This window comes from Gilliamella sp. B3127 (assembly GCF_026536935.1).
Taxonomy (GTDB): Bacteria; Pseudomonadota; Gammaproteobacteria; order Enterobacterales; family Orbaceae; genus Gilliamella; species Gilliamella apicola_E.
The window spans coordinates 15,838-40,430 of sequence record NZ_JAFNNI010000002.1; the positions used below are offsets into that span (position 1 = coordinate 15,838).

At 35.1% G+C, this 24,593-nt stretch carries 39 protein-coding genes; 6 read left to right on the top strand and 33 right to left on the bottom strand.

The genetic code is table 11. The features are described 5' to 3' along the window. Positions 1-124: 124 nt before the first annotated feature. The 21 genes from J3U00_RS03100 to J3U00_RS03200 form a co-directional block, all read right to left on the bottom strand. Positions 125-706: a DUF6246 family protein gene (locus J3U00_RS03100; protein WP_267331514.1), complete on the bottom strand. Its 582-nt coding sequence runs from the start codon at positions 704-706 to the stop codon at positions 125-127. Between the two features lies 1 nt (position 707). Next, the gene (locus tag J3U00_RS03105; RefSeq protein WP_267331515.1) at positions 708-1,199 is read right to left on the bottom strand and encodes a hypothetical protein; all 492 of its coding nucleotides are present in this window, start codon (positions 1,197-1,199) and stop codon (positions 708-710) included. A gap of 10 nt (positions 1,200-1,209) precedes the next feature. Continuing rightward, complete coding sequence (locus J3U00_RS03110; RefSeq protein ID WP_267331516.1) at positions 1,210-1,593, bottom strand: hypothetical protein; 384 nt, start codon at positions 1,591-1,593, stop codon at positions 1,210-1,212. Beyond that, entirely contained in the window at positions 1,590-1,988 is a 399-nt protein-coding gene (locus tag J3U00_RS03115; RefSeq protein WP_267331517.1) for an HK97 gp10 family phage protein, read from the bottom strand. Before J3U00_RS03115 ends, J3U00_RS03110 begins: the two co-directional genes overlap by 4 nt. Continuing rightward, complete coding sequence (locus tag J3U00_RS03120; protein WP_267331518.1) at positions 1,988-2,341, bottom strand: hypothetical protein; 354 nt, start codon at positions 2,339-2,341, stop codon at positions 1,988-1,990. The genes J3U00_RS03115 and J3U00_RS03120 overlap by 1 nt, the downstream gene beginning before the upstream one ends. After that, the gene (locus J3U00_RS03125; protein WP_267331519.1) at positions 2,334-2,717 is read right to left on the bottom strand and encodes a DUF7370 family protein; all 384 of its coding nucleotides are present in this window, start codon (positions 2,715-2,717) and stop codon (positions 2,334-2,336) included. The genes J3U00_RS03120 and J3U00_RS03125 overlap by 8 nt, the downstream gene beginning before the upstream one ends. A gap of 2 nt (positions 2,718-2,719) precedes the next feature. Further along, the gene (locus J3U00_RS03130) at positions 2,720-2,899 is read right to left on the bottom strand and encodes a hypothetical protein (protein WP_267331520.1); all 180 of its coding nucleotides are present in this window, start codon (positions 2,897-2,899) and stop codon (positions 2,720-2,722) included. Then, the gene (locus J3U00_RS03135; RefSeq protein ID WP_267331521.1) at positions 2,899-3,969 is read right to left on the bottom strand and encodes a major capsid protein; all 1,071 of its coding nucleotides are present in this window, start codon (positions 3,967-3,969) and stop codon (positions 2,899-2,901) included. Before J3U00_RS03135 ends, J3U00_RS03130 begins: the two co-directional genes overlap by 1 nt. 9 nt (positions 3,970-3,978) lie before the next feature. After that, positions 3,979-4,407 (bottom strand): hypothetical protein, encoded by a 429-nt coding sequence (locus tag J3U00_RS03140; RefSeq protein ID WP_267331522.1) that lies wholly within the window; start codon positions 4,405-4,407, stop codon positions 3,979-3,981. Beyond that, the gene (locus J3U00_RS03145; RefSeq protein WP_267331523.1) at positions 4,407-5,576 is read right to left on the bottom strand and encodes a DUF2213 domain-containing protein; all 1,170 of its coding nucleotides are present in this window, start codon (positions 5,574-5,576) and stop codon (positions 4,407-4,409) included. The genes J3U00_RS03140 and J3U00_RS03145 overlap by 1 nt, the downstream gene beginning before the upstream one ends. Positions 5,577-5,636: 60 nt before the next feature. Then, positions 5,637-5,762 carry a hypothetical protein gene (locus J3U00_RS03150; protein ID WP_267331524.1) on the bottom strand — a complete coding sequence of 42 codons (126 nt, stop codon included), beginning with the start codon at positions 5,760-5,762 and terminating at the stop codon, positions 5,637-5,639. 26 nt (positions 5,763-5,788) lie between these two features. Further along, a complete protein-coding gene (locus tag J3U00_RS03155; RefSeq protein ID WP_267331525.1) occupies positions 5,789-7,453 on the bottom strand; it encodes a phage minor head protein in 1,665 nt (554 codons plus the stop codon). Next, positions 7,395-8,843: an anti-CBASS protein Acb1 family protein gene (locus J3U00_RS03160; RefSeq protein WP_267331526.1), complete on the bottom strand. Its 1,449-nt coding sequence runs from the start codon at positions 8,841-8,843 to the stop codon at positions 7,395-7,397. The genes J3U00_RS03155 and J3U00_RS03160 overlap by 59 nt, the downstream gene beginning before the upstream one ends. Before the next feature lie 2 nt (positions 8,844-8,845). After that, positions 8,846-10,354 carry a hypothetical protein gene (locus J3U00_RS03165; RefSeq protein WP_267331527.1) on the bottom strand — a complete coding sequence of 503 codons (1,509 nt, stop codon included), beginning with the start codon at positions 10,352-10,354 and terminating at the stop codon, positions 8,846-8,848. Then, positions 10,355-10,876 (bottom strand): terminase small subunit, encoded by a 522-nt coding sequence (locus J3U00_RS03170; RefSeq protein WP_267331528.1) that lies wholly within the window; start codon positions 10,874-10,876, stop codon positions 10,355-10,357. It lies immediately after the preceding gene. Between the two features lie 10 nt (positions 10,877-10,886). Next, positions 10,887-11,612 carry a KilA-N domain-containing protein gene (locus J3U00_RS03175; RefSeq protein ID WP_267331529.1) on the bottom strand — a complete coding sequence of 242 codons (726 nt, stop codon included), beginning with the start codon at positions 11,610-11,612 and terminating at the stop codon, positions 10,887-10,889. A gap of 305 nt (positions 11,613-11,917) precedes the next feature. Next, positions 11,918-12,334: a hypothetical protein gene (locus J3U00_RS03180; RefSeq protein WP_267331530.1), complete on the bottom strand. Its 417-nt coding sequence runs from the start codon at positions 12,332-12,334 to the stop codon at positions 11,918-11,920. Between the two features lie 353 nt (positions 12,335-12,687). Beyond that, positions 12,688-13,047, bottom strand: a complete 360-nt coding sequence (locus J3U00_RS03185; protein WP_267331531.1) for a hypothetical protein — start codon at positions 13,045-13,047, stop codon at positions 12,688-12,690. Next, positions 13,044-13,484 carry a D-Ala-D-Ala carboxypeptidase family metallohydrolase gene (locus tag J3U00_RS03190; protein ID WP_267331532.1) on the bottom strand — a complete coding sequence of 147 codons (441 nt, stop codon included), beginning with the start codon at positions 13,482-13,484 and terminating at the stop codon, positions 13,044-13,046. Before J3U00_RS03190 ends, J3U00_RS03185 begins: the two co-directional genes overlap by 4 nt. Beyond that, the gene (locus tag J3U00_RS03195) at positions 13,484-13,792 is read right to left on the bottom strand and encodes a phage holin family protein (RefSeq protein ID WP_065563004.1); all 309 of its coding nucleotides are present in this window, start codon (positions 13,790-13,792) and stop codon (positions 13,484-13,486) included. Before J3U00_RS03195 ends, J3U00_RS03190 begins: the two co-directional genes overlap by 1 nt. Positions 13,793-13,989: 197 nt before the next feature. Further along, complete coding sequence (locus J3U00_RS03200; protein WP_267331533.1) at positions 13,990-14,832, bottom strand: endonuclease; 843 nt, start codon at positions 14,830-14,832, stop codon at positions 13,990-13,992. Positions 14,833-15,115: 283 nt separating this feature from the next. Between J3U00_RS03200 and J3U00_RS03205 the strand changes: the two genes are divergently transcribed. Beyond that, positions 15,116-15,298, top strand: a complete 183-nt coding sequence (locus tag J3U00_RS03205) for a ribbon-helix-helix protein, CopG family (protein WP_267331534.1) — start codon at positions 15,116-15,118, stop codon at positions 15,296-15,298. A 125-nt stretch (positions 15,299-15,423) separates the two neighbouring features. On the opposite strand, the gene J3U00_RS03210 is transcribed toward J3U00_RS03205, so the two are convergent. Genes J3U00_RS03210 through J3U00_RS03255 form a run of 11 tightly spaced genes read right to left on the bottom strand, consistent with a single transcriptional unit; the run spans position 15,424 to position 19,319 of the window. Further along, complete coding sequence (locus tag J3U00_RS03210; protein WP_267331535.1) at positions 15,424-15,930, bottom strand: antiterminator Q family protein; 507 nt, start codon at positions 15,928-15,930, stop codon at positions 15,424-15,426. Further along, on the bottom strand, positions 15,924-16,292 hold the full coding sequence (locus J3U00_RS03215) for a RusA family crossover junction endodeoxyribonuclease (protein WP_267331536.1): 369 nt from the start codon (positions 16,290-16,292) through the stop codon (positions 15,924-15,926). The genes J3U00_RS03210 and J3U00_RS03215 overlap by 7 nt, the downstream gene beginning before the upstream one ends. Continuing rightward, positions 16,289-16,576, bottom strand: coding sequence for a DUF1364 domain-containing protein (locus tag J3U00_RS03220; RefSeq protein WP_267331537.1), 288 nt, complete (start codon positions 16,574-16,576; stop codon positions 16,289-16,291). Before J3U00_RS03220 ends, J3U00_RS03215 begins: the two co-directional genes overlap by 4 nt. After that, positions 16,560-16,694 (bottom strand): hypothetical protein, encoded by a 135-nt coding sequence (locus J3U00_RS03225; protein ID WP_267331538.1) that lies wholly within the window; start codon positions 16,692-16,694, stop codon positions 16,560-16,562. The genes J3U00_RS03220 and J3U00_RS03225 overlap by 17 nt, the downstream gene beginning before the upstream one ends. Further along, positions 16,694-17,137 carry a recombination protein NinB gene (locus tag J3U00_RS03230; RefSeq protein ID WP_267331539.1) on the bottom strand — a complete coding sequence of 148 codons (444 nt, stop codon included), beginning with the start codon at positions 17,135-17,137 and terminating at the stop codon, positions 16,694-16,696. Before J3U00_RS03230 ends, J3U00_RS03225 begins: the two co-directional genes overlap by 1 nt. Before the next feature lie 2 nt (positions 17,138-17,139). Further along, positions 17,140-17,322: a DUF1187 family protein gene (locus J3U00_RS03235; RefSeq protein ID WP_267331540.1), complete on the bottom strand. Its 183-nt coding sequence runs from the start codon at positions 17,320-17,322 to the stop codon at positions 17,140-17,142. Continuing rightward, on the bottom strand, positions 17,307-17,465 hold the full coding sequence (locus tag J3U00_RS03240) for a hypothetical protein (protein ID WP_267331541.1): 159 nt from the start codon (positions 17,463-17,465) through the stop codon (positions 17,307-17,309). Before J3U00_RS03240 ends, J3U00_RS03235 begins: the two co-directional genes overlap by 16 nt. Before the next feature lie 25 nt (positions 17,466-17,490). Further along, complete coding sequence (locus J3U00_RS03245) at positions 17,491-18,144, bottom strand: hypothetical protein (RefSeq protein WP_267331542.1); 654 nt, start codon at positions 18,142-18,144, stop codon at positions 17,491-17,493. Positions 18,145-18,146: 2 nt separating this feature from the next. Next, entirely contained in the window at positions 18,147-18,884 is a 738-nt protein-coding gene (locus J3U00_RS03250; RefSeq protein ID WP_267331543.1) for a helix-turn-helix domain-containing protein, read from the bottom strand. Further along, positions 18,884-19,108, bottom strand: a complete 225-nt coding sequence (locus J3U00_RS11630; protein WP_416379875.1) for a helix-turn-helix domain-containing protein — start codon at positions 19,106-19,108, stop codon at positions 18,884-18,886. Before J3U00_RS11630 ends, J3U00_RS03250 begins: the two co-directional genes overlap by 1 nt. Next, entirely contained in the window at positions 19,089-19,319 is a 231-nt protein-coding gene (locus tag J3U00_RS03255; protein ID WP_267331544.1) for a helix-turn-helix domain-containing protein, read from the bottom strand. The genes J3U00_RS11630 and J3U00_RS03255 overlap by 20 nt, the downstream gene beginning before the upstream one ends. A 113-nt stretch (positions 19,320-19,432) precedes the next feature. On the opposite strand from J3U00_RS03255, the gene J3U00_RS03260 reads away from it, so the two are divergent. The 4 genes from J3U00_RS03260 to J3U00_RS03275 are packed head-to-tail and all read left to right on the top strand — an operon-like array spanning position 19,433 to position 22,829. Next, entirely contained in the window at positions 19,433-20,077 is a 645-nt protein-coding gene (locus J3U00_RS03260; RefSeq protein ID WP_267331545.1) for a LexA family protein, read from the top strand. A gap of 5 nt (positions 20,078-20,082) precedes the next feature. Next, entirely contained in the window at positions 20,083-21,543 is a 1,461-nt protein-coding gene (locus J3U00_RS03265) for a DUF4236 domain-containing protein (protein WP_267331546.1), read from the top strand. 48 nt (positions 21,544-21,591) lie between these two features. Next, positions 21,592-21,759 (top strand): hypothetical protein, encoded by a 168-nt coding sequence (locus J3U00_RS03270; protein WP_267331547.1) that lies wholly within the window; start codon positions 21,592-21,594, stop codon positions 21,757-21,759. A gap of 59 nt (positions 21,760-21,818) precedes the next feature. Further along, positions 21,819-22,829, top strand: a complete 1,011-nt coding sequence (locus J3U00_RS03275) for a hypothetical protein (protein ID WP_267331548.1) — start codon at positions 21,819-21,821, stop codon at positions 22,827-22,829. A 585-nt stretch (positions 22,830-23,414) separates the two neighbouring features. Here the strand turns inward: J3U00_RS03275 and J3U00_RS03280 are convergent. Then, the gene (locus J3U00_RS03280) at positions 23,415-23,936 is read right to left on the bottom strand and encodes a hypothetical protein (RefSeq protein ID WP_267331549.1); all 522 of its coding nucleotides are present in this window, start codon (positions 23,934-23,936) and stop codon (positions 23,415-23,417) included. A gap of 379 nt (positions 23,937-24,315) precedes the next feature. On the opposite strand from J3U00_RS03280, the gene J3U00_RS03285 reads away from it, so the two are divergent. Next, the gene (locus J3U00_RS03285; protein ID WP_267331550.1) at positions 24,316-24,588 is read left to right on the top strand and encodes a hypothetical protein; all 273 of its coding nucleotides are present in this window, start codon (positions 24,316-24,318) and stop codon (positions 24,586-24,588) included. The last annotated feature ends 5 nt before the right edge of the window (positions 24,589-24,593 follow it).

Here is a 24,593-nt window from a genome sequence, read left to right on the forward strand (position 1 = left end):
TATAGTTAGGGTAATTAATTTAATGTTATAAATCAATATGTTAAAAATCGTAATTTTTAACTCAAAATCAATGGTTTTTTGGATGTTTATTTGCTTTAGCAAGTCTTTCTTTTCGTCGTTTTCGCTAGCTATTTAATCCCACAACTGAATCAGCATAAGCCATCGCTGAATCATAGTCATCTTGAGAGATAATTTCTTTATCATTTGTCGGAAATTTAGCTTCCATTGCTTCTTGAAATGCCGTCATCGACATATTCCATGCGTCAACCTCACTCATCCCCAAATGAGCAACCGCCATGTATACGAACTTCTTAGCATGAAATTCATCGCTATAATCAGCATTATCACTTTTTTTCTTAAGCTGAGACTCACCAATTAAGCCATGTTTCAAAAGATGTTGTGCCAAAATGACTCTGTCATGAATTGTTAATCCATCTACAGTAACTAATTTATTTTCATTACCTTCTAAATACCCAGTAATAACAGAGCAATCTGACTCACAGCACGCAGTTAAAACCTTATCAACTAAATCAATAAACAATTGCTCCGAAACACTATCTTCAGCACCCAAAATAATAGAAAAAGTTTTAACTATTTCACTTGGTGTTCCTATTTTTGTCATATTCAAAAAGGAAGGAGTAAAGATAAATATTGCATCATTGATATGTATAGCAAATTGCCCGATATCTGTTATTACTGGTTTCATATTATGATTTTTTTGGGGTTTGGTTAGTTGGAATAGCTGTTCTTGTTACATTGTTAGCGCTTGTTCCTTCGATAGACCAAGTGCAGACGTCATCATAAGGATATTCTTCCGTTAATGAAGATAATAAATAGCACCCCTCAATTACTCGATTAATGATTGGATTAACAATTTTAATCCATGCATAAGGTTGTCCGTCAGTATCTTGTGTCGGGCTTTCAATGTGATCTAACAATACACTTTGATTTTGAATATCATCTCCACGTGAGATACCATCAAAAGATACTGTTTTTTCTTTAGTTGTGACCATTGATTCTGTTGTACCATCTTCGGATGTATCTGCCGTAGTATCAATTGTATTCCAGTTAACACCTCGTGATTTTCCTCTAATCATCCCTAACCGTTTATAGTCCGCATCATTAGGTTTTGTATCTGGATTACCTATAACATAATAGACGGCAATCTTTCGCCCTGTTCCTGCATTACTTTTAGCCATTTTAACCTCTTTATCTTGATATAATCATTTGAGCGGTAAACTCGAAAACAAACCGCCCTTCTTCTGTGTTTGACTGTGTTATTCCGCTAATCGGGTTCATTGAAATAACATCATTCATTTCGTAATCATCTAGCATTGACTGTCTGATTTCATCGGCTTTATCATTTACAGCCACAATGTTGGAATCATTGATAGCTGAAACAATAACGATTCTAAAATAATCTTTTGTTACCGCTTCATTAGCATTACCTCCGCCAGCAGGCATGACAACTATGTATCGCTTAGATTGGGTATTTTTAACTTCAACCCACTTTCTAAATTGGAAAATATAATCACCAATTAAATTATGAGAAACTAACCAATCTTTAATTGACTGATATGTGTTTGAAATCATATTTTGTAACCATCTTTAATGACTTGTTCAATAGCCTGCTGTCCGTCTCTTTCAAAACCCTTTTCAACAAAATGAGGCTCTGCATTAGGAGACCAATAATCGCCTTGTGATTTTTTACCTGTACGCTTACCTTTTGCTGTACCTTTGGCATTGTTAACAAATGCAGCATAATTTGCAGTATAGCCAACTCGACCAATCCAACCTTTTGGTACTGGCTTTAGTTCTCTATACTGCGAATTAATTAGCGTTGAAGTATCTCTAGGTGTGATTGGAGCTACAAAAGACATACCAACAATCATAACTTGCTGGATAATCCTTTGAGTTCTAATATTGGCAATATCATTAGTTATCCTGTGAATATTTTTATTCACTTTTGAAACGCCCTTAACGGTCATTATGTAACTACCTCGTAATCAGGTATTTCACCAAAAGCACTCATATCATATTCAAGAACAAACTCTACTTTTTCAGCGTTTGAGGCTTCTAGCGATAATGAAGTTTTATCGCCTTTTACAATAAAATCACCTTGCTTAATTTTATTATTTTCAGTGTAAAATGAAGTTTTTCTAACACGTTCAACACCTAATGAATCTACAAAAGCACCAGATACATTTGGCGCTTCGTCTTTCCATGTGCATTTAATTAAATAAGGCGTTCCATAAGTATCAACATTATTCTCCCCGTCGTATCCAATGTGAGGATATACGGTTGCAATGTTTGTATAGCTCCAATTTGCTGTATTACTCATTGTGACCTCCCACAACTAAAAATAATGGCTTATTCGAACGAGAAATACCTAAACAATCCGTACAGCCGTGGACATCAAGATTTTTTAGCAATGAGTACATGGATTTAAAGCCCTCGTCATCATACTTAAAGGACCTTGATGCACCACTTGGTGCTGATTGTGAGGCTATTTTTCTGGCTCCTTGCATTTGAGCAAGTAAACAAGCTGAGTAAATCAATATTAAAAGCTGGTCTGCTTCTGAATAGTCATGCGCTACCAAACAATCACTAATTGCATTTACTTTTTTAAGAATTGCGTCAATAACTAAGCTCGGTACAGAATAACCAAGCTCTGATAACATTTGATTAACATTTTCCGCTGTTACCTGTACCGTCATAATTATTTACCTTTTTTCTTTTTATCTTCTGGTTCTGTCGTTTGTTGTTCCAATACAATAACTCGCCCTTCAAAAGCAATAGGTATTTCTTGGGAAACAAACTCATGACCAATCGGAAGCTCTGCAATCTCACTATCAATGCGACCGTAACAGCCACGATGTGTAACTCTTAACTTCATCATTAACCCCTTGCGTTAAAGACTTTACTTTTACCGTTAAAGTCTCGTTTAATTTGCAAACCAAACGCAGACCAAACAAGAGTTTGATAGTTATCATGTGGATTAACTCGTTGTTTCATGAATGAGCCAATTGGTGCAGCAATACGGGTTTTAATGTACTGAGCATTACGAACGTAACCAATAAAGTGATTACCTTTTAACTCAAATGTTTTGGTGAATGAACCAATGTGCGCTGAGTAACGTAAAATATAGTCTTTTACTGTCCCCTCTTTAAATCCATTTGAATTAGAGTAAGGAAGATTTAAACGGCGCTCAATTTCGGGAGAGATAAAGACTTTTAATTGTTCTGACACTAAATTAGCATCAAGAATGACTACAAAGTCTTTTGTGAAGAAATTAATAATATCGTCGTTACTTGTGGCTGTTGATGTTAAGTCAATATTCAAACCAGACGCACTTAAATCCACTTGATTTGTATGAGGGTGGTTAGTAATCCCTTTGCCTTCATAGTTTTGAACCTTGATTTTGTCGTCACCAGTTAAAATATACTGCGCCATATTTCGACGGAGCGCTGCGGTTGCTGCCTCTTGGTCATCTGACATGGCGTCAATATTCTCAGTTTGCAGACCTAACCATTCACGCCATTCACGAGCATAACCAGTTTTAAAGATTGGAACTGGATCACCGTAATGGTCATAAACAACTTTATCTAATGTTTCTGGCTCTTGCCCCGACATAGAGCGATTAACATAGCCAGCATCACTTGAAACACGATATAACGCAGCAGTCTTTCCAATTGAAATTGGTGTACCTAAAGACAATAAATCATCAAGTAACGGAGCACCCTCATCATCACGAATAACACGGGTAGTCACGTTATCTACTTCACGCCAGTAATCTTGAGTTAAAATTGCAGCCTGATTAACTTCAATAGCATTGCCATGCATTTCACTCATCTGTTTTTGAGCATTGTTAAAGATTTGACGACTTGCTTTTAATTGATTCCAAGCCTGAGCAACTTGAGCTGAATTGGTAATCAATTTCTTGTTAAAAATAATTTTTTCGTTCTTCATTATTACTCCTTAAGCTTTACGAACTCGGACTTGTTCAGCAGTTGTACCAACGGTATAGGTTTCAAATGCATAGAACAGCACAGCATCAGTACCACTTGCTTTTTTCAATGTACCGTCACCGTTAGAAGTTAATTTATCGCCAACCTTTAAAGTCTCACCAGCTTTCACTAAAACATGGTAAGTAACATCATCTTCACAGATGATTGCTATACCAGTTGTATCAGCGGGGACATCCGAACGGATATCATGACCACCTAAATAGTCATTAGTGATAACTAGTGGTTGAGTATGCTCACCTGCCGTTGGATGTTTAACTAGCTTGTTGTTGATAACGGCAACTAGTGAACACGGAGCAATCGCTTCACCTGTTTTTAAGTCAATCGATTGTGGGTCGTTTTTGCGTGCAGGACCACCAATCACTGTTTTAAATCGAATCATTACTCTGGAGCCTCCATGTTTAATAGTGAATTATCTGAATTATTGGCGAAGCCACCACTAATAGGCGCTGTTTTAACGCACTGTGCATATAAAGCATCAAGTGGTTCACTAGATAGCGCATTTACTGCGGTTTGCGTCATGTTGAACTTAGCTTTTACGGCTTCTCGTTTAACAGAGAGTTCTTTTTCTGTGTTTGCATTCACTGCTAATTCCAGATTTGTAACCTTGTTCATTAATGACTTTGCCCATGCTGGTGCATCTTCGGCATTCGTTGCGTTTTTCTTCTCCTGTTCGGCTTTTTTCTTTTCTTCTTCCTCAGAAGCTTTCTTTTTTTCAATCGCTTCCTTGGTTGTTTGCTCGTTATAAACCTTTAACAGTTGCTCATCGGATAAGCCATCGGTTTTAATACCGGCAGCATTTAGAGCTAGTAAGATTTTTTCTTTCATTAAGTCTTCTTCCTCTTTTTGATTAAATTTAAATACGCTTAAAACTTCTTTAATAGTTTTACTAATTACGTTGCTTATTGAATCGTCTGAACAATCAATAAGACTTACATTTTCAATTGGCGATTTTTCACCATCCGAGTTAACAAAGATGCCAACACCATCATCTGGTGTGGCTGCACCTTGTTTATCGGGTAATATAGCGACATGGTCGAATTTCATATTTCGAGCAATTGACTTGTAGCGTTTGCCTTTTGATGAGCCTGATTGATTGTCGGGCGTATAAGTTAACCCTGTTGACACATGAATTGGCGTGGTGTTTTTACCATTCATCATGTCATCAAGGCGATTTACAAGCATTCGCCCTTTTTCTGTGCTTTCTGCAAATTTCCTATCGATATATGCATCCATAAGCACTCTGTCGTTAGATTTGCGAACATTTCTACCCCACGCACCAATATAAAAATTATTAATGGCTTGTGGGTTTAATGCAGAAACATGCTCATTATTTATTCGTGGATGGTCTAATGGCATTAAATTGTCATTCAGTGTCATGTAAGATTTGTTAATTTCATCTGCCGGATAGAAAATTCCATTCATGACAATATCATCCACGATTGGAACCACATCATTGATAACAATGTGCTCTTTACCGTCGATGATTTGTGTTGATATTTTGGATTTACTATTAACGACAGATAAAACATTCACACTTTTAAGTGTCATGCTTTACCTCGTGTGGATTTTAAATATAAAAAAACCGCCGAAGCGGTTTAAGAGATTTGATTATGAATGTCTTTCAACAAATAGAGATTCGGCATAACTAGATAACATAGACTTTTCTACATCACTATCTGCCTGTTCGATTATTTCGTTTAGCTGCTCCTCAGCATCATCAGGAAGCGGCTTCATATTAACAAGCTTAGAGGCTTGCTCTATTAACTTTTTAATTTTTTCCATTTGGTGCCTTTATCTAAAGATTCAAAAAATTTAAATAATTCTGGATATAGTCGCTTTTTAGCTTCATTGCGATTTTCAATGTAAAGTGAAAAGGATTCTGCTATCAATTCGTTTTTCTTATCTTGCGCATATTTGCTAATCGCATATTGCCATCCTTGATCCCATGCTTTAGAAATAATATTATCAATTGCCACCCGATGTTTGTTATGCAACGCATGCCCCATTTCGTGAGCATAAACCCCTCTAGGTGTTGGTACAGCGTTCCACGCAACATAATCCATTTCATTAATTATATTAGTTAATCGCTGATTCTTAAGATTAATAACGGAATTTAACGACTCGCTCTTGAATCCTAATGTTTTACTATATAAATCAACCAACAGCAATTCTTTTTTATCTACACTGCCTGTTGTAATAATTAGGGCGTTGGTGTTTGGGGCAAATGCTGCCAGCATGTTTTTATTTGGCTCACCATAGTAATGAACATCCCCATTTATTGACCCTGCATATCTAAACTGTGGTAAATCGAAACGTTCCTGAATTTCTGATACCAATTTTAAGCATGGCGCCAGTTCTTTAGTGTCAATATCATTAGGTATATTAGATATTTCAGTAATATTCTTTCTTGACCAGTCATTAAGCTCTTCTACTTCCGTTAATGCCTGCCGTTTCGGTTTATATTGATCTTCCCATTCGTCGGCTTCTTTTAATAATCTGTCGATGCTAGATTGGTTGTATGGCTCGCCTTTTTCATTAAGCAATACTGTTATTTGAGCACAATAACAATTGAATCTGTTACCATTCTCTTCGTACCATTCCTCTACCTGTTCAACAGTATAGATTTTCCCGTGCCTAGCAACATGAGTGGCTCTCGAATTAGGCTTTAATGCAGACATGTGTAATAAGCCTGTTTTTAGTCCTAAATCTTCTTGAGTACGTTTAGTTTCATCCCATGTAGCCTGACGAAGCGCTCCTACTTGCTCAGTTTGCGCTATGGCTTTAGCTTTACTATGTGAGATATCAATGCGCTTACTGATAATATCGGCGGTTTCTCGTGGGTTAACTCCTCTTGCCACGGCGCTACTTAAAACGGAGCCCAAATCGCTCTTTAGATTATCAGCAAGTCCTTTCCAGTCGTTAAATGTTGCTGTATAGGCAAGTCCTATTCGACGAATGTAAGCATCACTAAATAACAGGGATTCTAATGATGTAGCTTGTGAATACAATGGTGATTGTATAGATAAGTTTTGAAATGTCCGATTAGTACCCATTTGATACATATCAGCAACCAGCTTACCAGCCCAAAACTTCTCAATACCGCCATTAATCAGGTTTTCATCAACAATTTCTTGAATGCGAGTTAACACCCTAGCGAGCTGATTGCCATCAACCGTGTAATTAACACTGGCATTTACGACATATAGGTTGTTATCGATAAATATTGCTGTTTTAGTTGGCTCTTTAGCATAATAGCCTAAGCTTAATTCGATGTACTCAATAACTGATTGTTTGATCGTTTTGTAGCGTTTTTGTATTTCGCTACGCATTTGGAGAATTTGTTTGTTGGTGAGCGTAGGATTATTTTTACTTCTCGGTAATATCGGATTCTTCGGAATCGGTTTTATTATCTTGGGCTTCTTCAATATCGATGTCCTCTAAATCGGGATCGGGCTCATAACCGCCAGCTTCACGAATTTCGTTAGGAGTAAATACGGGGATGCCCATAGATTGTTGTGCTTTGACATTAACGTCGGACATCTTAATCATGATATCGATTCGCTCAGCTTGGCTTGGTGCTAATAAATCTGACCATTTGAGAGTGAGTGTTCCGTTAACAAGTGGCTCAATAACTTTCAACCGAATTAATTGATTAACAAACTCTTTAATTAGCTTGGTTAAAAATCCATTGCGTCTTGCTATACCTCTTTTGGCGTAATCTTTCTTGTCTTCATCTGAGGCTAATCGTCCTGTTTGTTGTCCGAATATTATAGTAAATGGCATTAATACTGATGCTGCATAACTATTTGTTGATACAGTCCATCCAGGACTAGGGTCTGCAGGTGTAACAGATAAAACATTAGCAGTTGCGCCCGATGTAATTAGCGCACTATCAGTTCCAGAATTTAAGAGAGATATTTGATTATTCATTGCATCAGCTATACTTTCATGCCCCCTTTTTCTGAGTTCTCTTTCTAATTCGCTCATGTCGGTATCAGGATCATAGTTAACATGTACAGGTCTACTTGAATTTTTAAGGAATCCCTCAGCACCACCGCCCGAATACTTCATCATGTCTAGTAGATCGTTATATCCAACTTCTAATTGCGAAAAGCCGTCATCAATTGAGTTAATTACCGATGTTTCATTTAATATCAAAACTCTATCGGGATGTATTCTGCGAGATATTCTTGGTTTGGTGGATTTGCTATCAACTGATGTTTCATTAAATTGGTACATAGTGACTTGGCCATAATTTTCGTCAGTCTCATCACTATTCCATACAATCGGCTTTAATTGTTCTTCCCAAGCCGGAATTAATCTAACAATGGCATCTTGTGGTTGTAATCGATTTGTTACTGCTGTATCAACTGGTTGATCCCATGTTCTGTTGTCTCTTAATTGAATAATTAACGCTGAATATCGCCCAACGATACCTCGTTTATCCGCTTCAACAATAGATGTCCAAAGTTTGTCGTTAAATAAATCAGTGACCGTTTGCTCCCAAGGGGTTAACTTAGTATCTTGCTCCCGAATATCACCATCAATGAATTTAGGATAATCAACCCACGAAATATCAATAAGTCGGTCAACAAACCCACGAGCAGCGCCAACCCTTTTATAAAGCTTATAAAAATCGCTAAATGTTAAATCTTCAGGATAACCAAACTCACGTTCTATAAATGCTCGTTTAGTATTTTTTATTACCCCTTGAGAGGTAAAAGATAGGCGTTGTCTAACTATATCTTGACTGTTATTAATTGCCAGTTGTGCAGACTGCAATAGTTGCTCATCTGTTAATGTTGAATAATTCATTGTTACCTCATAAATAATCCTGCAGCGCGGTTACGTTTATTTTTATTAGCTACAGCAAAATATCTAAATGCATCTGCACCATGTGATGTGTGGTCGTGAAGAGGTTTATCTCTCCAACACCCATTTTTATCATCCCAAGCTTTACGGTAGGCTTCTAAATGGGCAATACCTTGTTCACATTTACTTGAATCAAATGCACAAAGTGGGAGGATTTCACGGACAGATTCGATGCCATCATCAACACTTAACTTAGGAACAACTTTAAAATTAATGCTGTATTTCTCACCGTCAATTTCATAGCCTTCTTTCGCTACTTGTTTACGGCTCTTACCGTCACCCGATAGTTCTCGATTATCAATATCATGTGGTGCCCAGTGCTCAGCGTACTCATAACCAAGATTTTGCCCTTTATCTTTAAGCACTTTCATATAATGCCTTAAGCCCTCACCACTATTTTCGTAGTAGTCGATAACGTGATATTCATCACCAACCATCCGTACAAACCATAAAGCTGTTGAATCACCAACACCTAAATCCCAATATGTGTAAACGTCGAGATGATTATTATCAGGTAGCGTGGTGATGCGCTTTTCTTTGTATAGCTCTCTGAATTGCCTTGCATAGTAAGCACCTTCGATTGATTGCTCAAAGGCTTCACTTGGAATAGAAGGATATTCACGCTTCATATCATCGCCAAGCGTTTTCTCTTTAGCGTGATACCAAGCTTTTTGTTGTTCGGTTAACTTAATCTTATGTTCTACTTCTAATTCGCTGAAATAATTATTTAAACGAGTTGGTAATTGTTCAACAGGCTCTATTGCATACAGTGGATTCTTCCACCAGGAGAAGAAAAAGAATTTCCAGTCTAATGCAGATAATAATTTACCTTGTAATAATGCTTTTTCAGCTTCATTGCAGTAATCATAAAAATAACCACTTTTACCTTCGGCCGTGCTTTCTATTGTAATAAAACAATCTGTAGCGACGGCTTCAAATGCCCCTGTCACTATCTCTTTTGCTTTCTCTGGGAATTTAGCACATATTTTACCGAACTCAGATATGTGTAGATAGCGAAGCGTACCACCACGAAATGAAGTGTTAACATAGAGTGAACCACCATTACTAAAAACCAATTCTCGTGCAGCATCATTTTTAGCAGGATTAGCTTGTTTTATTATTGTTGGGAGGTTGTCATAAGCATATTTTACTTTTTCTCTAAATAATCGTTTTGCATCTTCAAGATTATGAGCTATCAAAGCGCACTTGTCAGACTGGAATAATGCTGCATCTAATTGGATAATGCATACTTCAGTGGTAAAACCCAATTGACGTGCTTTTAGAATAATATTTCGAGTATGCATACCCTCAAAATATTCTAACTGCTCAGGTGTCATTTTAAACTTTGTTTTTTTACCTACTTTGTTGGTTATATAATAAAGATTATTTAAACGCCAAAATCTATCCTTAAGGTTTTTCTTAAGCTTCTCAAGCTGTTGTTTTGATTTTGACATTTAATTTACCTCATTAGATATCTCCTGCATCAAAGCTGACACTTCATCTACTACGTTAACTGTGGTTTCTGTTTTTTCTTTAAACGCCTGTACATCAACATGCTTACCGAGCAATTCAAGATTTTTGACTTTATCCGGCCACTTGATTTTTTTCATGATGGCTTCAGTATCACCACTTCCCATGATAGCTATATCTAAACCTGATAGAGTTGTACGCCAAACTTTCGGCCACTCTTTAATTGGCAATAAGTCACCGTTATCATTAAGAATATCTACTACATCCATCTGGTCGATTTCAGTAAGTCGCTTTAGAACATAATCAGCATTTATTTTATTGCGTTCATTTCGTTGTTGTTTTAATTCCAGTATATAACTTTGCACCATAACATTTGATAACAACCTGCTACCCTGTTCTTGTGCCGTGGTTTCCTTATATCCGGCTCTTATAGCTGCTTGTGTCGCGTTCAAATCGATTAGATACTCACGACAAAACAGCTCCTGTTTGTCTGTGAGCTTTGTCATATGTTTTCCTCTATGCAGCCAGAATAAACTTCATCTGCCCTTGTGTATTAAATATTGTCGAGCATCTTGCTTCAAAGTCTTTATAGTCAACGCAACCTTTAGCGATTGTCGTTATTGCTATTAGCTGATTTTCAACTGCTTTTAGTGCATCTGGTTTTAAAAATTGATGAATTTTTTCGCCTTTCTTGGTGCGCTCTTTGATACTTTGATAAACCTTTTCAGGTAGTACGACACCATAAACCCACTTTTGAGTTATCAGTCCAAATAATGATGGACAACCGCCAATGTGATTATTGAATGGCAAGTTAGTCATTTTTGATAATGCTTGATAAAAAGGTTGTTGGAATCGCTTTTCCCATGTTTGCGGTTGACTATGAGTTAGTATTGCTAATACTTGCTCATCTGTATAAGTAACAACCTGAGAACGAATAAGCTTATTAATTTGCTCATCACACCATATCTCAAAATCAACAGATAACCAACGTGCAAACCTAACCACTAATTTAGGGTGAATCCAAGTACCACCACCACGATCTTTTCTAGCTCGGCTCGTTTTTACATACGGGATTTTCTGGTATGTAGATTCTAACGCATTGATATAATTAACTGTATCAGGAAGAATTAACCAGTCATTTGGACGTTTACCAAATCTTGATGCTGCTTCTGTTGCGTTAATCCATCCATCATCATTGAAACCAACTTGATGACCTTTAAAATCGAATTTAATAATATTCATGGTGTTCTCCATTAGAAATGAGTTTTAGTCACACAGGGAACCAGTCAAGAGAGGTAACCATGAAACCATCTGGCGCCCTCTAAAACTCATTCCTAAGTGATCTCTTATTATTGTGAATTGCCGTGTGTTGGCATTATGATTGATTGAAAAATGATTTAAATTTATTCGACTTGTAGATATCGGTTTTACAAGCCAGGGGTAATTATGATTAATTAAAAGTTGAATTGGGTTTATGATGTTTCAAAAAAAATAGGCACAAAAAAACCGCAATTAAGCGGTTCTTGTGGATTTTATTATGTATTGCTTTACTTATTTTCTTCAGGGCATGGATGATAATATCTCACTGTAAGTCTAACAAAAAAATATAAATCCCCATCACCAAATTTCTTGATTGGTTCACCATTAAATAAGTTTGCATATTGGTTCATCAACTTTTTAACTTCAGGTAATTGTAATGCCGATTTTGCACAGTAAATTTTAGGTAACCCTTTTTGTTCACGTGCTATATTTTCCCAATTAAATGTATTAACAATCCCAGACAAATAAGCTGCACCAAATGATTGAGCTCTCTCGTCTTTAGAGGATATAAAATTATTAAAATCATTGTAAGAAATATAACCTTTTATAAGATATGGATTTATCCAATCATCTTTTTTAGCGTTATCTGCAAATACAATAAAAGGGAATAAAGTTAATATAAAGCAATATAATATTTTTTTCATAAACAACCATCCAAACAATAAGATGATTTATTATACCATTACCTTTCAAAGAATAACTATAACTTAGAGTTAGTGTCATTTCTAAGTGTAACTGATTAAATATGCAGTTATTCTTTATAGCTGCTCGTGAATTTTTATAGTTTATGCAGTAAAAGCGAATAATTATTTAAAATTGGCTGAGTGATTTATCATTTAGTCGCGCTAAAACTCAACCAACGCGCTTTTATTCATTAGCAATCTGCTTGATAGCCCTTTTATCTGCATTACACTTCTCAATGACATTTAATAAATGCTCGTTATATCGGAAGCTATCACCAAAAGTCATGTGGTTAGGTGGTAAATTTGGTAAACAGTTACTTAATAGATTGGCTGGAATCGGTCGATTCACGTATACCTTTCGCTCGGTTGTACAAGCTACCAGAGATAGGCATAGGCACAAACTGCTTAGCACAATCATTATCTTTGAGTTGCTCATTAATTTGCTCCTGCCGTTCTAATGATTGATTTTCAAGTTCACGTTTTGATAATTCGTTATCTGCGATGATTTGGTTGTTTCTAGATATGGTTTGCTCTAGCAGATTAATTTGATTAGTTAGCTCGGCGTTAGCGGTTTTTAATCGTTTTTTCTCCTGGTAATTGTTGTAACCAAAATAAATAGGGAAAACAAAACCGACAATAAGCAATGCTATACTTAATAACTTTTCTTTACTCATAGTAAACCGTTCTTATAAATCGTCTTACCGCCCTGCTTAACAGCAGTCAAAACTATCTGGCGATTATTATTAGGATTAAAGCCGATATGCACCCATTGATTATGCTCTTGAATGAGTTTGTCGAACTGGACTCCCGCATCGATTAATCGTTGGCAAATCTCTTTAGGTGTGCCGTATGATGAATGGAAATCTACCGCTAATCCTTTCGTGTGTGCGCTAGTTGACACTCCACCAACACGTGCATTTAATGCTGGGCAACGATAACCTGATGTAATGTTAATTGGCTTACCTAGTGCCTGCCTTACAAACTCCAGTTTAATAGCTGTTAATTGCACATTAGGCATTAGGTCGGCCGGCACTGAATTATCAATTTTTAAACGGCTAGCAGTTAATGAACGTGTAAATTCTTCTAGCGTGAAATGTTCAGTTAATTTCATTAATCATCTCCTTTGGCTTTTCTTATTAGCCGCTCTTCTAATGCTTTGATTAGGGCTGCGCCAGACCAGCCAGCTAAACCAGCAATACCGCCTGCTAATTCAAAATCCCAGTTGAAATAACTTGCAGCAAGTACTACAAGAGTGCCTGCGAATATCGATATAAATATTTGCGCAAATAACACCCAGATATTGAATTTATTACCATTTAGAAACTGATAGCAATAACTTGATAGAGAACCAAGCAAAGTGACGAAAAATAAATAAACAACAACTGTCCAATTGACGTTGTTAGGGTCTTTTATCGGCATGTTTAAATCTTCTTATTAAATGAGAGGTAGCGTACTAGCTAATGTTTAGTTATGTGTGTGTCTAGCATTGCTACCGATTCTGTGATGAGTGAATACTCAATATTGATAATAAAAAATACAATCAGCGTAAATATAGTGTTTTGATGTGTGTTAATGCTGATTGTAAAACGGGCATAAAAAAACCGACTTTCGTCGGCTTAATTACATTGTTGAGTAACGAACTTATTATCGTTACCCTGAATTTGTTCTATTAGTTTGTTACGATTGCATTCCCAATTATCGGGTGGATACGTTTTATTCCATGCGGTCATCAGTTTGTGTTCTGAATCAGATAAATTGATATTGTATTTATCTGACATGTAGAAATATGTTCGAGCTATAATACCGCGAATTTCTTCTCTCGGCTGAAATTTACGAGTTTGAAAATCTACAGCGCTTTTACATTGTCCATACTGAGTGAATGCATTAGTAAATTGCGAATAGCGATAATTAGAGCGGTCACCATTTACTTCACCGATTGACGGTTGTAAGTTGTGCAAATCCCCTTCCATTTCATTGAAAGTCACATCTTTTTTACACTCTTTTCGCCCACCGTTTCGCCAGCATTGTAGATGTCGGCCGAAATTCTCCGCAGGCATAACATGCTCCCATTCGATGCGAGATGCTCTATTTAAATTCTTTCTTGGCTCATATCCGCATTTACTAAAATCGACGATACCTTTCTTACCTGTCCATGAAAACTCACAATCGCAATAAAAAGTTGTTTGTTCTGGATTTGATTTATATAACTGAACCAGTTTTGTTTTTGCTGCATTAAAGTTTTGCTTACTAATCGCAACTTGTGTAGCTGTTGGTGTTATTGGAGTTGTTTTTGGTTTCAGTGTTGGAGCGGCTGAGTATGTACCTATTCGACAAGTCTTAGCGGCTGAAATACATGAATTACCACAGGGGATGCCTTTTTTGCAATTTTTTGCATAAGCGGTTGATGATGCAAATAAAATAAACAGAGAAACCAGAACTACTTTTTTTATGAAATCCATTTCAAACACCAAATAACAGTAAAAAATACCTAACTTTTTTAATAAATAATGTTGACTTTAAAAGTAGGTGCGACTATAATTATAAACATCAACAGGGAGTTGATAAAGCAAACCCCCAGCTTTCGATGGGGGCTTAAGGGAGAAACAAGATGTACCAGATCTTACTTCTCTTGGTTTTAATAAGCTTGAGCTTCTCAGTTTATTAACCAATCAAAGGCGGGGCGAAAGCCTCGCCGATGACCTTAAATATAACAACTATAGTATAAGAAATCAAGGTGATTATATGGCATTATCAAGAAGTGTAATTCAAAAGAAAAGCGATGAAAAACGTGGAGTAAAATCAAAAGGATACAAATTACCTATTGAGATTATTGACTTAATAATAGAATTAAGTGCCAAGACTGAAAAATCACAAAGCAAAATCATTGAAGAAGCGATCTTAATGTACAAAAAATCACTTTACTAAAAAAGCCTCTTAATTGAGGCTTTCCTTTAAATAATAAAAAAGCCCGCATTTGCGAGCTTTATATACAATTATAGATTCTTGTCATATTTATACTACTATTTGTCTAGACAGTCAATAGATTTTTATCATTTCAACAATTTAATATTCTGTAATAACTCAAGTTCTTCACCTGTTAACATTGTTTGCATTGCAAGCATACCAATAATACAGCTCTCACCGCTCTCTTTTAATGATTTGACGTTGTCTTTATTTATTCCTGTAATTTTAGCTATACTGCGCAATGATTTAGTTACGATCATAACTGTATCGTCTAACATTCTAATTTCACCGAAATAATACAGTTTTAATACATGATACTCGTCCTGTGATTTTTGTGTTTTCATTCTCCCTAATGCGGTTATCATTGAATCAATCAATAAACCATCATCATCTGAGCATGACTCCTTAAATTGTTCCTGTTCTGATTTATAAAGACTAAAGTTTTTTCGTTGTAAATAAGCTTCTTTTCGAGCCCAATTACCCCAACGTGTGAGAATGTCCGTAATATCATAATCGGATTGAAATCTAACTGATGCAATAGGTTTTGCGGGCTCAATTGGCTCATCATCAATGTATTTATATTCTGCTAACATTGCTCCCCCTCTATCAACTCGCTGATATAAATTTCAATTCGACCGTTATTTTTTTCATAACCAGCTCTAACTATGCGTAAATCATCAATATGTTTGTCATCCTCGATGACCTGTGAATATGTTAATGAGTCCAAAATCGCCTTATTTAGATTATCTAAATCTCTAACTCGTCTATCTGGCATAATAGCGAAAATTTCAGCCTTTAATCGCCCTCTTACCTTGTTGTTAGCTCGTGCCTGCAATACAATGGATTGCACAGCATTTCTAAAATCTACGCCCTTCTGATCAATATAAAAACGACCGTGTGACATGCGCCAATAATTATTTACTGACGGCGGATACGGTAACGTTAAATGAATCATAATTTTATTGCCTCTTCTTTTATTAACTCATATTGAGTTCTAAAAACTCCCTCAGCATGGGCTAACCTAACAAATTTATGTTCAAACATCCTCGTTCTACGGTCAATTTCATCATGACACGCCGAACATGCCCACGCACCCTGTAAATCGTTAGGTTTCATACCTACACCGCACGTACCAGCTAAACGATAATGCGCTAATACGGTAGTTTCAGGATTATGATTACAGCACGGTAAGCGCACTTGGCATTCTCGCCCTTTTGCTTCTTTAGTTAGTTTGCTCATCGTTAACCTTATTTAAATTATGCTGATTTATGTATTCTCTGCGTTGTTCATATAACCATGCCAATAATTGCTCGGCTTCTTCTATACATTCATCAATTGTTTTTAATGTGTTGTTCATCATGCCACCTTTGATAACTGGTCTTTGTATTGCTCAGCTAGCCGTATTGCCTCTTGCGCATCTGAGCTAAATCTAACACCATTTTCTGCTCCAAATTGCTCTGCACAGATAACCACATCAGCAAATTCTTTTTTGTTCATTTTACGAGTAGATAGCCCCATAAAGACCAATCCTCCTTGAATCCCTTTTACACATTTCTGACCATGTAAATTGGCTGTGATTAAATGTTTCCATTCTTCTGCTGTCAGCTTTTCTCCGTTCCATTCAATTTGTTTTGCAATATCGTTTAAAACAGCCCACATCATTCGATTTTGTGCTAATGTTCGCTTTTCTTCATCAATCACTATTCTTAACGGATATTTGCTATCAACTGGTAATTGATTAATAAAATTTATAGCTGTGATACGTGCGACTTCATGAGTTAATCGAATTTCTTTAATCATCTCTAAACCCTCTCACACGCAAAATTACGTACTACCACATCAACTTTAGATTTACCGAATTGCGTTTTAACTGTAGATAGTTTTTTAATTAATGATTTTTCAGTTATCTTAGAATCACGATGTAAAACAATTGATCCCCAACTTTGCCACCCTTTTTTAATTTCTGCTGTTATTTTGTAAGCCATTTTTGTATTAACTCTCTTAATTTTGCTTTCTCTTCTGTCGAATATTTTTTAACTTGTTCGGCTAGTTCATATTTAACTTTTGCTACGTTTGCCCCTCGTTTCCTCAGTGCTGTAACATAGTCATATGCTATTTTGTCTAGCATGTGATAGTGTCCGTTTTTGCAGTGATTAACTCGTCGTAACACAAACCCGACCTGTTTTTAACATTTGTTTAATGTTAGCGATATGCTCCATACTCTTTGCTGAAATTTGATCATCTTTAAACTCAAGCATTGCGATAGTGTTTTCTGGTTTTGGTAGATAGTAATTAGCTTTTTCTTGAGTTAATAATCCTGTGAATACAGCGTGATTAATTGCATCAGCACGTTTTGTTTTATCGCTACCAAGTGATACAAACACCTCTACATTTTTGCCATTCATCATTGATTCATTAACTAAACGCTCATAAGCTTCGATGAAAGTTCTTCTTGCTCCAATTTTGTCGCCGTTTCGATAAACAATTTCAGCTTGCGCCCATGCCTTGGCTATTTCTTTAGTCCAAACCAAAGTATTAGTTTCATCACTAGCAAGTATTGCGATTGCCCATGCCTCATCTGGCGATAAGTGGTTATTAGGGCCCCCCATTAAATTAATTAAATCAGCGGGCTTCGGCATAAACTCACTTTTGCGAACCCATGTATTAGCTGCTCTACGCAATGAATCAATCGAATATTGACCAAGTGTTGACCAATAAATATTGACTTTGGTTGTACTCGCTTGCTGTCCATAGAGTTCAAGAAGCCCACCAATGACAGCTAAAAAATCATCAGTAATCTTTGCCATGATTAACTCCTCATACTCTCTAAAACCGCCCTGTTACGTTCGGCAAGGGTCATGAATTTGGATGGTGTTCCATTAGGTGTTTGTTGCTGATTATTCAAATACCTATACTCAAATGTTTGCCAGCCTCGACTTAAGGTCATTTCAATAAGTTCGTTAGGGTTATACCCAGCTCGTACAGCTTTGTTCAGTTCTCGAATTAGATAATTAACAGCGCCTTGGGTTAGAGGTTTCTTTATCGATTTTCTAAATTTAATAAAATCATCAATCAAATTTTTTTCTAACATGCCATCAAGTCCAGAAAAATCGAATCCGTTAATAACTAGGTTATTGACTGGTTCTTTGACTGGTTCAATAATATGACTGGTTATGGGTGCAGGATTTGCACCATAGGATGGTGCAGGAGATTCACCACTAGGTGCAGCATTTGCACCACTACTGGAACCATTTGCACCATAGGGTGCAGGATTTGCACCACTAAAATTGAGGTAATAAATATTAGATTTATTTAACCCATTTTCTGATTTTCTACTCTCAATTTTCAGTAATCCATCGACTTCTAATTGCTTGATATGATTTTGTACAGAACGTTCAGAAATTTCGCATTGTTCAGCAATATAAGAAACGGACGGGAAACATTCGCCTTTATCGTTAGCATTATCAGCCAATTTAATTAAAACCAATTTTCTAAGTGGATTGCCAACTTTTAATTTCATGGCTTCAACCATTAATAACATGCTCATTAGCCATTCCTCAACGAATACTCCGCAAAATTGCCACCATTTTTATAAAAAATCTTAGTAACAATCTGGAAATTCTGTTTTCTTAAATCGTGAATGCGCGCACCTAATCTGTAGCAACCGAACAAATCCCACGCTTGTTTCGGGTTTATTGTTTTACCACTTTGCAAATGCTGTAATATTTGATCGCACTGACTCAGTGTTTTTTTAGTTTTTAACGTGCTCATTTTTTTCTCTCTCAAAATTTTTTCCGTAATACAGCCATTCAACAGAACAATTTAAAGCTTTAGCTATTTCCACAATATTTCTTGGCTTCTCTATATTTCCTGATTCTATATCGCTAATAGATTGTTGTTTCATACCCACCAAATCAGCTAAAAGCGATTGGCTAATATTTTTCTCTATTCGTTTTTGTTTTACTCGATCTCCGATTGTCATACATTCCTCATTGCAATCAACAGTTATAACTGTATTAAATAACAGTTTATACTGTTTGTCAATTACAGATTTATCTGTATTATTTTATTAACCATAAAAGGAGACTTTTAAAAATGAATAATCTTGGTCAAAGAATACGAGCAAGGCGAGAAGAATTAGGGCTTACACAAGAACAAATAGCATCACAGATTGGAATAAAACAGCAGTCCTACCAAGCTATTGAAAGTGGTAGTGTGAAAAAACCACGTTACTTATATGAAATTTCTCTTGCATTAAAGTGCGACATGGCATGGCTGTTAAGTGGAAAAGAAAAAGAAGTAAAGAATGTAAAAGTTATAAATTTTGAAGCTTACAAAGTACCTTTAATAAGTTATGTACAAGCAGGAGTATGGACAGAGTCTTGTGAATTAAGAGATTCAACTGGATTTGAATATATTATGACATCATTAGAATTATCGGATAAAGCATTTGCATTACAAATTAAGGGCGACTCAATGGAGCCTGAGTTTAAAGAAGGTGATGTTGTTATTATTGACCCTGCAGTAAAACCAACACCAGGTGAATTTGTAGTAGCAATGAACGGAGAATCTGAAGCTACGTTTAAAAAGTATAGAGAACTCGGATATGATGAGCATGAAAGAATGCAGTTTGAACTTATCCCATTAAATCCAGACTATACAATTATGAGCACATTAAAACAACAAATAAGAATTATCGGAACAATGGTTGAGCATAGAATATTTAGAAGAAAAAGGTAATTACTATGGCTGTTAGGTTTAGGAAAAGAATAAAAATAATACCAGGATTAAGTTTAAATTTAGGATCAAAAGGGGCTAGTATTAGCCTCGGTGGTAGAGGAGCTTCGATAAACATAGGTAAGAATGGCACTTACGGGAATTTAGGCTTACCTGGTAGCGGTTTATCATACCGTACAAAGCTATCAGGTAATAATAAAGTTAATCGAAGACAAATAAAACCAAAAGCAACCGAGAGCCAAGTTATTACAATAAAAGTAAAAATAGATGATAATGGAAATGTAGAATATATTAATCCAACTGATGGTAAGCCTTTACCTGAAAACGTAATATCAAATCTTAAAAAAAACAATAAAGAAGCATTAATATCTATTTTTAAACAGGCTTGTAAAAACTATAATGATGGCTTAGAGTTACTTGATAAACTCCACTTAAATGTATCCCCTCCTTCAGATATTAGAATTTATAATACAGAAGAATACCCAGAACCCCCGCCACAAAAAGAGCGACTAAAAAATAGGAACCTTTTATGTAAAATATTTCCATTTGTAGAAAAGAAAAGATTGAAGATCAACGAAGCAATAGAAACTGAATACAATGATAAATTAAATTATTGGATTCAAAAAAAAGCTGAGTTTGATAAAAATGAAAGTGATAAAGCATATAGAATTAATGAACTATTAGCATTAGGTAATGAGGATGTTATTAATTCCGAATTAATGGAATTATTATCAAATATCCCTTTTCCAAAAGAAACAAATGTTAATTTCGAGATTAATGAAAACAATTTAATTCTTGATATAGATTTACCTGAAATTGAAGATATACCTAATAAGAAATATACTGCATCTGATAATAGTTTGAGGATTTCAATAAAAACAATGTCAGATACAGAGCGAAGAAAAATATATATGACTCATATTCATTCAATAATTTTTAGAATAATCGCTGACATTTTTAATTTAATTCCTACAATAAAAAAAATTACCCTCTCTGCCTATTCACAAAGACCTAATGTCCAAAACGGTAATATCGAAGATCAATATCTTATCAGTGTAAATATTGAAAAATCAGCATGGAAATCAATCAATTTTGATAATATTGAATGTATTGATGTGGTTGGATGCTTTGAACAATTTGATTTAATCAGAAATATGAGTAAAACAGGTATATTTAAAGAGATAAAACCTTTTGCCACTCTTATAAAAAATGATGACAAAATTGATCAAGAAGTAATAAACGAGTTTGAAAATTTAGATGAAGAAATAAAAGAACCATCACAGAAAGTGAAACAGCATAATATAGACGAATCTTTAATATCACCAAGTATCGCATTGATAATCGGAATCATCTTTTTACCATGTATTTTTTCATGGTTTACATTAAAGAAAGGGTATTCTAAAACTTCAAAAATTATTTGTTTTACATGGATGTTTTTATCTATCATCTTATATTTTTCAATAGATTAATAACATAACAATAACCGCTTCGGCGGTTTTTATGAAGAGGGAACAGATATGAGTAAATTAATGTACACAATAAGCATGATAGTAGGATTGGCTTTAGTGCTTTTTACTCACTACCTTGAAATTTTAGGATTAGGAGTAATTCGATTTTTGTCTACCGCTTTAGGGTTAGGAATAATATATACAGCTACAAAATGCTATAAAAAGAAAGACGACTAACCGCTTCGGCGGTTCTATAAAATTAACCTAAATAAGTTGAATGGTTGTAGGAGCTATACATGTCAGAAGAAGTGATTTTTATAAAAGACGAGAATGATTTCTATCAATTTTTAGAAAATATGAAAAACGATCCATTGATAGATTCAGAAAACTTTATTTTGCCAAATATTTGTTTTGATGGTTGGCCTATATTACACATCAATGTAAAAGGAGAAAAATATCATTCATCAGTAAACACAAATCTTATTTCAGGTATGATGACCATTATTGAAGAAATTCAGAGAACATACTCCCTAATTAAATATGGCACATCAAATTTAAATAAATTAACAAACGAAGATAAACAAAATTTAGACATAATATTTAAAATAGCTGAAGGTTCGAGTGATGCAAAATCAGATAATTCAGGTATAATTAATAAAGGCTTAGAACTATTAAAGGCAAAAATGGGAAAAATGAACGGTTGGCAAACAATGGCGGTATTACTGGCTTTTACATGTGCCGCTGGTCATTATCTCTATGATAATAATCAAAAAGAAATTGAACTTAGCAAACAAAGCAATAAAACAGTCGAAACCGTTTCCTCTGCGATGATCGAACAAACTAAAATTCTTATTGAAGATTATGAATCTCGTGGTAAAACTCAGATTAGCTCTGAGATAAAAGAGCATGCTTTAAATGCACGTAATAATTTAATAAAGCAGATAGCTAGCGATTCATCTGTTGAATCTTTGAAAATCAATAGCGAGTCTTTTTCAAAAGAGGAGCTTTTAGAATACACGACAAGACAACCAACAGAGAAAACAAAATACCAAGTTACCGATACATTTATCATAAAAGGACTTGATAGGACAGGAGCTTACTTAACAGACTATAACATAAAGGTAATAAGAAAGTCTAATGGTGAACTTTTTACAATAAAAGCAGATGAAGAGTTATTATCTAAAGATGAATTATCTAAAATATCATCAGCTTGGGAAAAAAATATAGATATAAAAATTAGTTACATGGAAGTAAAAAATAAAGATGGACAAATTTTAATAGGATCATTTATAGGCTTAACTAACTAATATTATTTTCTTATCAATATATAACCAACCCGCCCTGTGCGGGTTTTTTCATGCCTAAAATCTGCATAAATATCTTATTTCTACAAAAACAAATAGATTAAAAAACAACCAATCAATTTAAATACAGTTAAAAATACAGTTTATTCTGTTTACAATGAACAGTTTTAACTGTATCATCGTTTCATCAAAACAAATCAACTTAACAAAAAAGTTAAACAAGACTACGAGTTATTTAACTAGTTAACGAGATTCAAGTAGCTAGCTGAGGCATATGAAAGTACAGCAGTTTTGATAAGATAGTCGAACGGCGCGACTTTAAACCATGCGTCGGGACTGTGGCGGTAACTCAATACAGGCGGTAAACAATCAAACTAAATACCTTTCAATGAGAGATATATAGTTTGAACAAAATTGATGGTGGTCACCCCACCTTAACTGGTGACCGAATAATTCGGGAACTTTCTATAATGCTAACACTAGAAAGTTAGCGTGTATGTATAGGTTAAGAAATACAAGTGTAAACGGTTGCGAGGCTACTGCGATAGTGTAGCAATCAAATCAAAATAATACTAATCATCATAATCATTAAATTTTTTTGATTTCGTTTCTAATAAATTTTTCGAATGATGAATCTAGTGTAAAGCGACATTCGGTATTGAATATGAGCGGAAAACTACTTTGAATAATCACTCCCTTATTAATGAGTCTGATAACATGTTTAGGTATTTTTTCCGCTTCAAATGAGATGTATGGATAACCACTATGCAATAAATATGCAATAACTTCCTTCTCAGATTTATTTAACGAATTAAATAATAATACTAATTCATTTCGCTCTTTATCTAGCTGTTTTTTAATAGAAAAGTTTGTATGGAACTTTTTAAAATTTACCACTACAGAATAAATAAAACTACAAAAAATAAAACTGGTAGCAAAAACCGCTATTTCATAACTGAATGGAATTTTTACTTTTTCACTAAATTTAATTTGAATTTCGGTGGGAACTATAAAAAAAATACATAACGAAACAAGAACTATCAACATGCTTTTCAATGAAAAAATATCCTTTCTAAAGATAGAAATAATAGTAACTAGCCAATCTGGCATAAATAAAAATCCTTGTTTGTACGTGGTTATACATATTCTAAATCCTTGTGCGTGGTTGTCAAGGAAGCACGAGCCTGAGCGTGTTGCAGTATTACTCAGGCATATTCCTAAGCTCGTTTACAAGAGTTATTACGAATACTGACAGCTCGGAAAGACGGCGCAATGCTACATCCTATTTGCCCTCCTAGCGAGGGCTTTTTTCGAGGTGATTATGACTAATAAAGATTTTGTTAATGTGAAAATCAAAGATAGATTTCATAAGGATTATGAGTTAACAGACAGCGAAATAAAGTTTGCCCTCTTTTGCACATACTTTGTGATTTTAGGTGGATTATTTGGCTTGTTCTACTGGATGCTACAGATTGCTACGAGGTGAGTTATGCAGTTACATAAATTGGTCGAAAATGGTTACGAAAGCGCTTACTGCAATATGTTAAACAATATTGAAATGCAAGATGCCAAGGAAGAATGGATTGAAAGCCGAGCCGAAGAACTAATTAAAAACTTTGGTAACGACAATGACTGGCAAATCATCGAACTACTCAAAATCAAACTGGAAAGTAAAAGTATTGATGATGATATTTATAACCAATTTATCGTTGATATCTGTTACTCACAAGCTCGATTTGAGTATAACAACCAAACTTATTAAGGAAT

Coding starts and splice junctions, on each gene's coding strand:
- J3U00_RS03240 (WP_267331541.1), bottom strand. CDS start 17,465: ATGCTAGACAAAATAGCATATGACTATGTTACAGCACTGAGGAAACGA.
- J3U00_RS03165 (WP_267331527.1), bottom strand. CDS start 10,354: ATGTCAAAATCAAAACAACAGCTTGAGAAGCTTAAGAAAAACCTTAAG.
- J3U00_RS03185 (WP_267331531.1), bottom strand. CDS start 13,047: ATGAGTAAAGAAAAGTTATTAAGTATAGCATTGCTTATTGTCGGTTTT.
- J3U00_RS03220 (WP_267331537.1), bottom strand. CDS start 16,576: ATGAGCAAACTAACTAAAGAAGCAAAAGGGCGAGAATGCCAAGTGCGC.
- J3U00_RS03120 (WP_267331518.1), bottom strand. CDS start 2,341: ATGAGTAATACAGCAAATTGGAGCTATACAAACATTGCAACCGTATAT.
- J3U00_RS03150 (WP_267331524.1), bottom strand. CDS start 5,762: ATGAAGCCGCTTCCTGATGATGCTGAGGAGCAGCTAAACGAAATAATC.
- J3U00_RS03125 (WP_267331519.1), bottom strand. CDS start 2,717: ATGACGGTACAGGTAACAGCGGAAAATGTTAATCAAATGTTATCAGAG.
- J3U00_RS03170 (WP_267331528.1), bottom strand. CDS start 10,876: ATGACAAAGCTCACAGACAAACAGGAGCTGTTTTGTCGTGAGTATCTA.
- J3U00_RS03270 (WP_267331547.1), top strand. CDS start 21,592: ATGAGTAAATTAATGTACACAATAAGCATGATAGTAGGATTGGCTTTA.
- J3U00_RS03250 (WP_267331543.1), bottom strand. CDS start 18,884: ATGAGCATGTTATTAATGGTTGAAGCCATGAAATTAAAAGTTGGCAAT.
- J3U00_RS03200 (WP_267331533.1), bottom strand. CDS start 14,832: ATGGATTTCATAAAAAAAGTAGTTCTGGTTTCTCTGTTTATTTTATTT.
- J3U00_RS03130 (WP_267331520.1), bottom strand. CDS start 2,899: ATGATGAAGTTAAGAGTTACACATCGTGGCTGTTACGGTCGCATTGAT.
- J3U00_RS03105 (WP_267331515.1), bottom strand. CDS start 1,199: ATGGCTAAAAGTAATGCAGGAACAGGGCGAAAGATTGCCGTCTATTAT.
- J3U00_RS03140 (WP_267331522.1), bottom strand. CDS start 4,407: ATGATTCGATTTAAAACAGTGATTGGTGGTCCTGCACGCAAAAACGAC.
- J3U00_RS03205 (WP_267331534.1), top strand. CDS start 15,116: ATGGCATTATCAAGAAGTGTAATTCAAAAGAAAAGCGATGAAAAACGT.
- J3U00_RS03235 (WP_267331540.1), bottom strand. CDS start 17,322: ATGGCTTACAAAATAACAGCAGAAATTAAAAAAGGGTGGCAAAGTTGG.
- J3U00_RS03245 (WP_267331542.1), bottom strand. CDS start 18,144: ATGGCAAAGATTACTGATGATTTTTTAGCTGTCATTGGTGGGCTTCTT.
- J3U00_RS03285 (WP_267331550.1), top strand. CDS start 24,316: ATGCAGTTACATAAATTGGTCGAAAATGGTTACGAAAGCGCTTACTGC.
- J3U00_RS03260 (WP_267331545.1), top strand. CDS start 19,433: ATGAATAATCTTGGTCAAAGAATACGAGCAAGGCGAGAAGAATTAGGG.
- J3U00_RS03180 (WP_267331530.1), bottom strand. CDS start 12,334: ATGAAAAAAATATTATATTGCTTTATATTAACTTTATTCCCTTTTATT.
- J3U00_RS03280 (WP_267331549.1), bottom strand. CDS start 23,936: ATGCCAGATTGGCTAGTTACTATTATTTCTATCTTTAGAAAGGATATT.
- J3U00_RS03210 (WP_267331535.1), bottom strand. CDS start 15,930: ATGTTAGCAGAATATAAATACATTGATGATGAGCCAATTGAGCCCGCA.
- J3U00_RS03115 (WP_267331517.1), bottom strand. CDS start 1,988: ATGACCGTTAAGGGCGTTTCAAAAGTGAATAAAAATATTCACAGGATA.
- J3U00_RS03275 (WP_267331548.1), top strand. CDS start 21,819: ATGTCAGAAGAAGTGATTTTTATAAAAGACGAGAATGATTTCTATCAA.
- J3U00_RS03135 (WP_267331521.1), bottom strand. CDS start 3,969: ATGAAGAACGAAAAAATTATTTTTAACAAGAAATTGATTACCAATTCA.
- J3U00_RS03110 (WP_267331516.1), bottom strand. CDS start 1,593: ATGATTTCAAACACATATCAGTCAATTAAAGATTGGTTAGTTTCTCAT.
- J3U00_RS11630 (WP_416379875.1), bottom strand. CDS start 19,108: ATGAGCACGTTAAAAACTAAAAAAACACTGAGTCAGTGCGATCAAATA.
- J3U00_RS03225 (WP_267331538.1), bottom strand. CDS start 16,694: ATGAACAACACATTAAAAACAATTGATGAATGTATAGAAGAAGCCGAG.
- J3U00_RS03215 (WP_267331536.1), bottom strand. CDS start 16,292: ATGATTCATTTAACGTTACCGTATCCGCCGTCAGTAAATAATTATTGG.
- J3U00_RS03230 (WP_267331539.1), bottom strand. CDS start 17,137: ATGATTAAAGAAATTCGATTAACTCATGAAGTCGCACGTATCACAGCT.
- J3U00_RS03195 (WP_065563004.1), bottom strand. CDS start 13,792: ATGCCGATAAAAGACCCTAACAACGTCAATTGGACAGTTGTTGTTTAT.
- J3U00_RS03160 (WP_267331526.1), bottom strand. CDS start 8,843: ATGAATTATTCAACATTAACAGATGAGCAACTATTGCAGTCTGCACAA.
- J3U00_RS03145 (WP_267331523.1), bottom strand. CDS start 5,576: ATGACACTTAAAAGTGTGAATGTTTTATCTGTCGTTAATAGTAAATCC.
- J3U00_RS03100 (WP_267331514.1), bottom strand. CDS start 706: ATGAAACCAGTAATAACAGATATCGGGCAATTTGCTATACATATCAAT.
- J3U00_RS03190 (WP_267331532.1), bottom strand. CDS start 13,484: ATGAAATTAACTGAACATTTCACGCTAGAAGAATTTACACGTTCATTA.
- J3U00_RS03175 (WP_267331529.1), bottom strand. CDS start 11,612: ATGAATATTATTAAATTCGATTTTAAAGGTCATCAAGTTGGTTTCAAT.
- J3U00_RS03265 (WP_267331546.1), top strand. CDS start 20,083: ATGGCTGTTAGGTTTAGGAAAAGAATAAAAATAATACCAGGATTAAGT.
- J3U00_RS03255 (WP_267331544.1), bottom strand. CDS start 19,319: ATGACAATCGGAGATCGAGTAAAACAAAAACGAATAGAGAAAAATATT.